This window comes from Actinokineospora sp., from assembly GCF_052390155.1.
Classification (GTDB): domain Bacteria; phylum Actinomycetota; class Actinomycetes; order Mycobacteriales; family Pseudonocardiaceae; genus Actinokineospora.
The window spans coordinates 1-5,920 of record NZ_JBQTHF010000044.1; the positions used below are offsets into that span (position 1 = coordinate 1).

6 protein-coding genes are annotated in these 5,920 nt (G+C 70.0%); 5 read left to right on the top strand and 1 reads right to left on the bottom strand.

Features of this window, described 5'->3' with window-relative positions; genetic code table 11:
• The 5 genes from ACT4N7_RS16095 to map form a co-directional block, all read left to right on the top strand.
• Window positions 1–579: AAA family ATPase (locus ACT4N7_RS16095; RefSeq protein ID WP_444829542.1), on the top strand; the 579-nt coding region annotated here is incomplete at its 5' end.
• Window positions 576–1,316: an HNH endonuclease gene (locus ACT4N7_RS16100; RefSeq protein ID WP_444829543.1), complete on the top strand. Its 741-nt coding sequence runs from the start codon at window positions 576–578 to the stop codon at window positions 1,314–1,316. The genes ACT4N7_RS16095 and ACT4N7_RS16100, both read left to right, overlap by 4 nt.
• Window positions 1,317–1,359: 43 nt before the next feature.
• The gene (locus ACT4N7_RS16105; RefSeq protein ID WP_444829544.1) at window positions 1,360–2,217 is read left to right on the top strand and encodes a GNAT family N-acetyltransferase; all 858 of its coding nucleotides are present in this window, start codon (window positions 1,360–1,362) and stop codon (window positions 2,215–2,217) included.
• A gap of 17 nt (window positions 2,218–2,234) precedes the next feature.
• On the top strand, window positions 2,235–4,034 hold the full coding sequence (locus ACT4N7_RS16110; RefSeq protein WP_444829545.1) for a penicillin-binding transpeptidase domain-containing protein: 1,800 nt from the start codon (window positions 2,235–2,237) through the stop codon (window positions 4,032–4,034).
• A 24-nt stretch (window positions 4,035–4,058) separates the two neighbouring features.
• Window positions 4,059–4,916 (top strand): type I methionyl aminopeptidase, encoded by an 858-nt coding sequence (gene map / locus ACT4N7_RS16115; RefSeq protein WP_444829546.1) that lies wholly within the window; start codon window positions 4,059–4,061, stop codon window positions 4,914–4,916.
• On the opposite strand, the gene ACT4N7_RS16120 is transcribed toward map, so the two are convergent.
• On the bottom strand, window positions 4,903–5,613 hold the full coding sequence (locus tag ACT4N7_RS16120; protein ID WP_444829547.1) for an alpha/beta hydrolase: 711 nt from the start codon (window positions 5,611–5,613) through the stop codon (window positions 4,903–4,905). The genes map and ACT4N7_RS16120 overlap by 14 nt on opposite strands.
• Window positions 5,614–5,920 lie beyond the last annotated feature (307 nt).

Sequence of the window (5,920 nt, forward strand, 5' to 3'; positions counted from 1 at the left end):
GTTTATGTAAGGTTGGCTACCTTTTTTTTTTATCTGAAAAATTATATAAAAGACGCGTATGGCACGATTCAGATCGAAATACGCGACGGAACGGTGGCCGTATCGGTTCCGGGGGTGGTGATTATTGATGAGGTGGATGCGCATCTCCACGTTTCCTGGCAGAAGCGTATCGGCGGTTGGTTGAAAGCGCATTTTCCGAAAGTCCAGTTCCTGGTCACCACGCACAGTCCGTACATCTGCCAGGCAGCCGATCCTGGCGGTCTCATTCGGCTACCTGGCCCGGACCAGGACGAGCCGCCAATGGTCGTAGGACAGGATCTTTACGAGCGGATCGTTTTCGGCAGTGGCGACGACGCTGTGCTGTCGGACCTGTTCGGGCTCGACACGCCGTACTCCGACCGGGCCCAGTCCCTGCGGCGCGAACTGGCGGACCTTGAGGTCGCGGTCGTGACTGACACCGCCGACGAGACACAGGAACGTCGCTACGAACAGCTCCGCGACCTGCTGACCAGTTCACCGGTCGCCAGGGTCGGCGAGATCGCCGCCAGGCTCGGCGACAACGGGACGAGCGGCGCTTGATTCCCATTGTCCGGCCGGAGTTGGCCCCGAGCGTCACCAGCCGCCTTGCCGAGTTCACTGCCAGGATTGCCGCCGCACCGCATCCCCAGGCATCCGTGGCACGCACGCTGTGGCGCGCCAGTGGCCCGACGCGCGATGTGATCCGGCAGACATTGGCGGCCATGGCTCCCGGCCGACAGTTCTGCATGTACTGCGGCGACAATCTCGGCACCGACATCGACCATTTCGACCCGCTGTCGCGCGCCCCGATGCGGACTTTCGACTGGCTCAACCACCTGCTCGCTTGTTCCTTCTGTAACAGTCATTGCAAACGCGACGTGTTTCCGCTGGACGAGCATGGTCGCCCGCTACTCGTCGACCCCACCAGCGAAGACCCGTTCGATCACCTGGTCCTCGCGCTGTCCGTAGGCGAGTACCGCCCCAGAAACGGGTGCGTCAAGGGCAGCACGACAATTGACGTGTTCGGGCTCAACCGTCCGCTGCTGGTGCGGGGCAGGCTGGATGCGCGGTACGTCGTCGGGCTGATTCTGCGCGACTGGCGGCGCGCTCGGGACCGGCGCGACGAACCCGCGATGGCGGCGGCGCTGCGGTCGATCCGCGAACAGTCCTGCGCCGACGTGTGTCAGGCGATGGTTCGGCAGGCGTCGAGTCCACGGGCACGGGTTGTGTTCGGCCGGGACTACGACCTGGTGGAGTTGTTGTGTACTCCTCAGTTGCGCACCGCGCTCATTGGCTGAACTCACGTTTCCCCACCAACCCGCCATCTGGCAGGCTTGAGGGGTGTTGCGGCTTGCAGGAGCGCGGCTGCTCGACGAACGGGACGGTCAGGCGGTGCGCGCGGTGCTCACCGCCGACCCCGTGGCGTCCTGCATGGTCGCGTCCAGGATCGAGTCCGTCGGCCTGGACCCGTGGCGGCTGGGCGGCGAGGTGTGGGGCTGCGACATCCGGGGCCTGCGCACCGTGGGTCGCCTCGACGCGCTCTGTTTCGCCGGACCCAACCTGATTCCCTTACGCGGCAAGCGATCCGCCCTGCGAGCGTTCGCCGACCGGGCCCTGCGCCGCAGGCGGATGTGTTCCTCGATGGTCGGCCCCGCCGAGCAGGTGCTCGGGCTGTGGGCCGAACTGGAGTCCGACTGGGGCCCGGCCCGCGAGGTGCGCGACGACCAGCCGCTGATGGCGATCTCCACCTCGCCCCAGGTCGCGCCGGACTCGCTGGTGCGGCCGGTCCGTCCCGACGAACTCGACCGCTATCTGCCCGCCGCGATCGCGATGTTCATCGAGGAGGTCGGCATCGACCCGCGCGCGGGCGACGGCGGCACCAGCTACCGCGCGCGGGTGGCCGAGTTGATCGCGGGTGGCCGCGCGTTCGCCCGGTTCGAGGGCGGCGACGTGGTGTTCAAGGCCGAGATCGGCGCCCTGTCGAGCGCGGTCGGCCAGATCCAGGGCGTGTGGGTGCACCCCGACCGACGCGGCCACGGCCTGGGCAGCGTGGGCACCGCCGCCGTGGTGCAGCGGCTCGTGGAGAACATGGGCCGCACGGCCAGCCTGTACGTCAACGCCTACAACGCCCCCGCCCGCGCGGCGTACGAACGGATCGGCTTCGCCCAGGTGGGCCAGTACGCCACCATCCTGTTCTGACCCGGCATACTGCGGCCGTGCGCGTCTCCCTCCGTCGTCCCCTGGCCGTTCTCGCCGCCGTGGTCGCTGTGCTGCCGTTGTCCGCGTGCGGTGTGTTCGGTTCCGACCCGAGCCCGGACGACGCGGCCCGCCAGTTCCTGGCCGCGTTCGCGGGCGGCGACACAACCAGCGCGGCCCAGCAGACCGACTCGGCCGAGTCGGCGAAGGCGCTGATGGACAAGGTGCGCGGCGCGCTCAAGCCTGCCACGGTGATCGCCCAGGTCCAGCGGGTCGAGGCGGCCGAGTCGACCGCGAAGGCCACGTTCCAGATCACCTGGGACCTCGGCCGGGGCAGGCTGTGGTCCTACGACAGCACCTTCGAGCTGCGCACCGAGGACAGCGCCTGGAAGGTGCACTGGGCGCCGACGGTGCTGCACCCGAAGCTCACCGCCCAGCAGACCGTCGCCGTGCAGGACGCGGAGCCGGAGCTGGCGCCCGTGCTCGACCGCGACGGCGAGCCGCTGCTGGCCCCCGAACGGGTGATTTCCGTGCTGTTCGAGCCCGCCAAGGCGGGCGACGCGAACGCGATCGCCGGGCAGCTCGCGAGCGCGCTGTCCGGGATCGATCCCGCGATCACCCCCCAGAGCATCCTTGACGGCGCGGCGAAGGCGGGCGCGGCCTACCAGGTCGTGGCGCTGCGCGACGCCGACTACCAGAAGGTCCGCTCGCTGATCTACGAGCTGCCCGGCGTCCGGTTCACCGCCGCGTCGCGGCTGCTGACGGTTGACAAAAAGCTGGCGCCGACCCTGCTGCCCGCCATCCGCAAGCTCGTGGAGGAGCAGGTCGAGGGCAAGTCGGGCTGGCGGGTGCACACCGTGGACGGCGCGGGCGCCGAGGTCGAGGAGCTGTTCGCCAAGGCGGCGGAGCCCGCGCAGGCCGTGCGGTCCGGGTTGAGCAAGCAGGCGCAGAACGCGGCGCAGAACGCCATCGCGGGGGTGCCGACGCCCGCGATGATCGTGGCCATCCAGCCTTCGACCGGCGAGCTGCTCGCCGTCGCGCAGAACGCGCCCGCCGACGCCGAGGGCCAACTCGCGCTCACCGGTCGCTACCCGCCCGGCTCGACCTTCAAGATCGTCACCGCGGCGGCGGCGCTGAACTCCGGCAAAGTCACCGCCGACACCCCGCTCGGCTGCCCGGGCACCACCGTGATCGACGGGCGGCAGGTGCCCAACAGCAACAAGTTCGACAAGGGCGTCATCCCGCTGCACTCGGCGTTCGCCTTCTCCTGCAACACGACCTTCGCCGAGCTGGCCGTGACGATGGCGCCGGACGAGCTGACCTCGATGGCCAAGAAACTGGGGCTGGGCGTCGACTTCGTGCTGCCCGGGGTGACCACGATCACCGGGTCCGTGCCGCCCGCGACCGGCAAGGTCGAGCGCGCGGAGGACGGGTTCGGCCAGGGCAAGGTGGTCGCGAGCCCGTTCGGCATGGCGATCGTGGCGGCCACGGTCGCCTCCGGCTCCGTGCCCAAGCCGGTGCTGGTGCGCGGGTCGGAGACCAAGATCGACACGACGCCGGAGCCGGTGCCGGTGGCGGTGTTGGGGCCGGTCAGGGACATGATGCGCGAGGTCGTCACGGCGGGCACGGCAGGCGCGCTGGCGCCGCTGCCGGACGTGCGCGGCAAAACCGGCACCGCCCAGTTCGGCGACGGCACCCGCTCGCACGGCTGGTTCGTCGGCTACCAGGGCGACCTCGCGTTCGCCGTGCTCATCACCGACGCGGGTGAGTCCGGCCCGGCGGTCCAGGCCACATCGAGGTTCCTGGGCGCCCTGGGCTGACCTCGGCGTCGTAGGGTGGGGGGCATGTCCGTGCGTGCCCCCTTGCTGCCCGGCGAGCAATCGCCCCGCCGCCCCGTGCCCTCGACCATCGCCCGTCCCGAGTATGTGGACCGGCCGGCGCCCGCGAAGAACACCGACCCGTGGGTGCAGCCGCCGGAGATCATCGAGGCCATGCGGGTGGCCTCGCGCATCGCCGCGCAGGCCCTGCAGGAGGGCGGTCGGGCGGTCAAGCCGGGCGTCACCACCGACGACGTGGACGCGGTGGTGCACGAGTTCCTGCTCGATCACCGCGCCTACCCGTCCACCCTGGGTTACCGGAAGTTCCCCAAGTCGTGCTGCGTTTCACTCAATGAGGTGATCTGCCACGGCATCCCCGACTCGACGTTGATCGAGGACGGCGACATCGTCAACATCGACGTCACCGCGTTCATCGGCGGCGTGCACGGCGACACCAACGCCACGTTCCTCGCGGGCGAGGTGCGCGAGGAGGCCCGGCTGCTGGTCGAGCGCACGCACGAGGCCACCCTGCGGGCGATCAAGGCGGTCCGGCCGGGCCGCGCGCTCAACGTGATCGGCCGGGTCATCGAGGCCTACGCCAAGCGCTTCGGCTACGGCGTGGTGCGGGACTTCACCGGCCACGGCATCGGCCGCTCGTTCCACAGTGGACTCGTCGTGCTGCACTACGACGAGCCGAGCGTCAGCACCACGATCGAGGCGGGCATGACGTTCACCATCGAGCCGATGATCACCCTCGGCGGCATCGACTACGACATCTGGTCCGACGACTGGACGGTCACCACCAAGGACAAGAGCTGGACCGCCCAGTTCGAGCACACCATCCTGGTCACCGACACGGGCGCCGAAATCCTTACCGTGCCCTAGCCATGTCGAGCAACACCTCCAGCACCGCGACGGCCACCGGGCGTGGGTTCGTCGCGGTGGCCAGGTGGTGCGAGTCGAGTTCGCGCGCCGGCCAGCCCTGCGCGCGGGCACTGGCGAGGTCGTCGGCGTAGGCGGCCGACAGTGCGACGTACCCGGACGGGCCGGTCCACTCGACGCTCGGGCAGGCCTCCTTGAGGAACGCGATGGGCACCTCGGGCGCCTCGTCGGCGATCTCCGCGCGCAGGGCGTCGTCCGGCACCAGTTCGGGCAGCGGGTCGGTGTCGAACCAGTGCTGCCAGCGGGGGAGTCGGCCGTCGCGGCTGAGTTCGCGCAGCCGGGTGTACACCTCGGTCGGCACAGTGTCGCGCCAGCTCCGCCCGGGGGTCGGCAGGCCCGCGTCGAGGTAGACCAGGCCGCGCACGTCGTCCTCCAGTTCCTCGGCGAACGCGGGCAGCAGCGGCCCGGCGCCGCTGTGCCCGACCAGCATCACCGGCCCCACCAGCGAGGCATCGGACAGGGCGTCGGCGAACGCGCCGATGAGCCGCTGGTGCACGGGCGGCGCGACCACGCTGGGCCGCAGGTCGAGCAGGACGGCGGGATGCCCGAGCGCGGCCAGCGCGTCGGCGAGCGGGCGCAGGCTGGCAGGCCCGAGGAACGGGCTGTGCACCAGAACGGTGGTGACGGGTTCGGCGGGCATGACGGGATGATGGCAGTCCGCCGACGCGGCGGGGGAGGGGGCGCGCGGATGGCGGGCGCGTTGTTGATCGCCGGGACGACCTCGGACGCGGTCAGTCGGCGACCTCGTGGCGGAGCACTTGGACACCGAGGCCGTGCCGCGCCTGATCGAGCACGGCGCCCCCGCCCCCTGGCGCGTCTTAGTGGGCATTTTGAAACTCGGGGCTGGTCACGGATGTGGATCTTCGGGCGTGTGGTGGCCCTGAACGGGGCGAGCTCCTGGTAGATGGGTGGTTATCGACGCCATTCCATCTGCCAGGAGCTCGCGT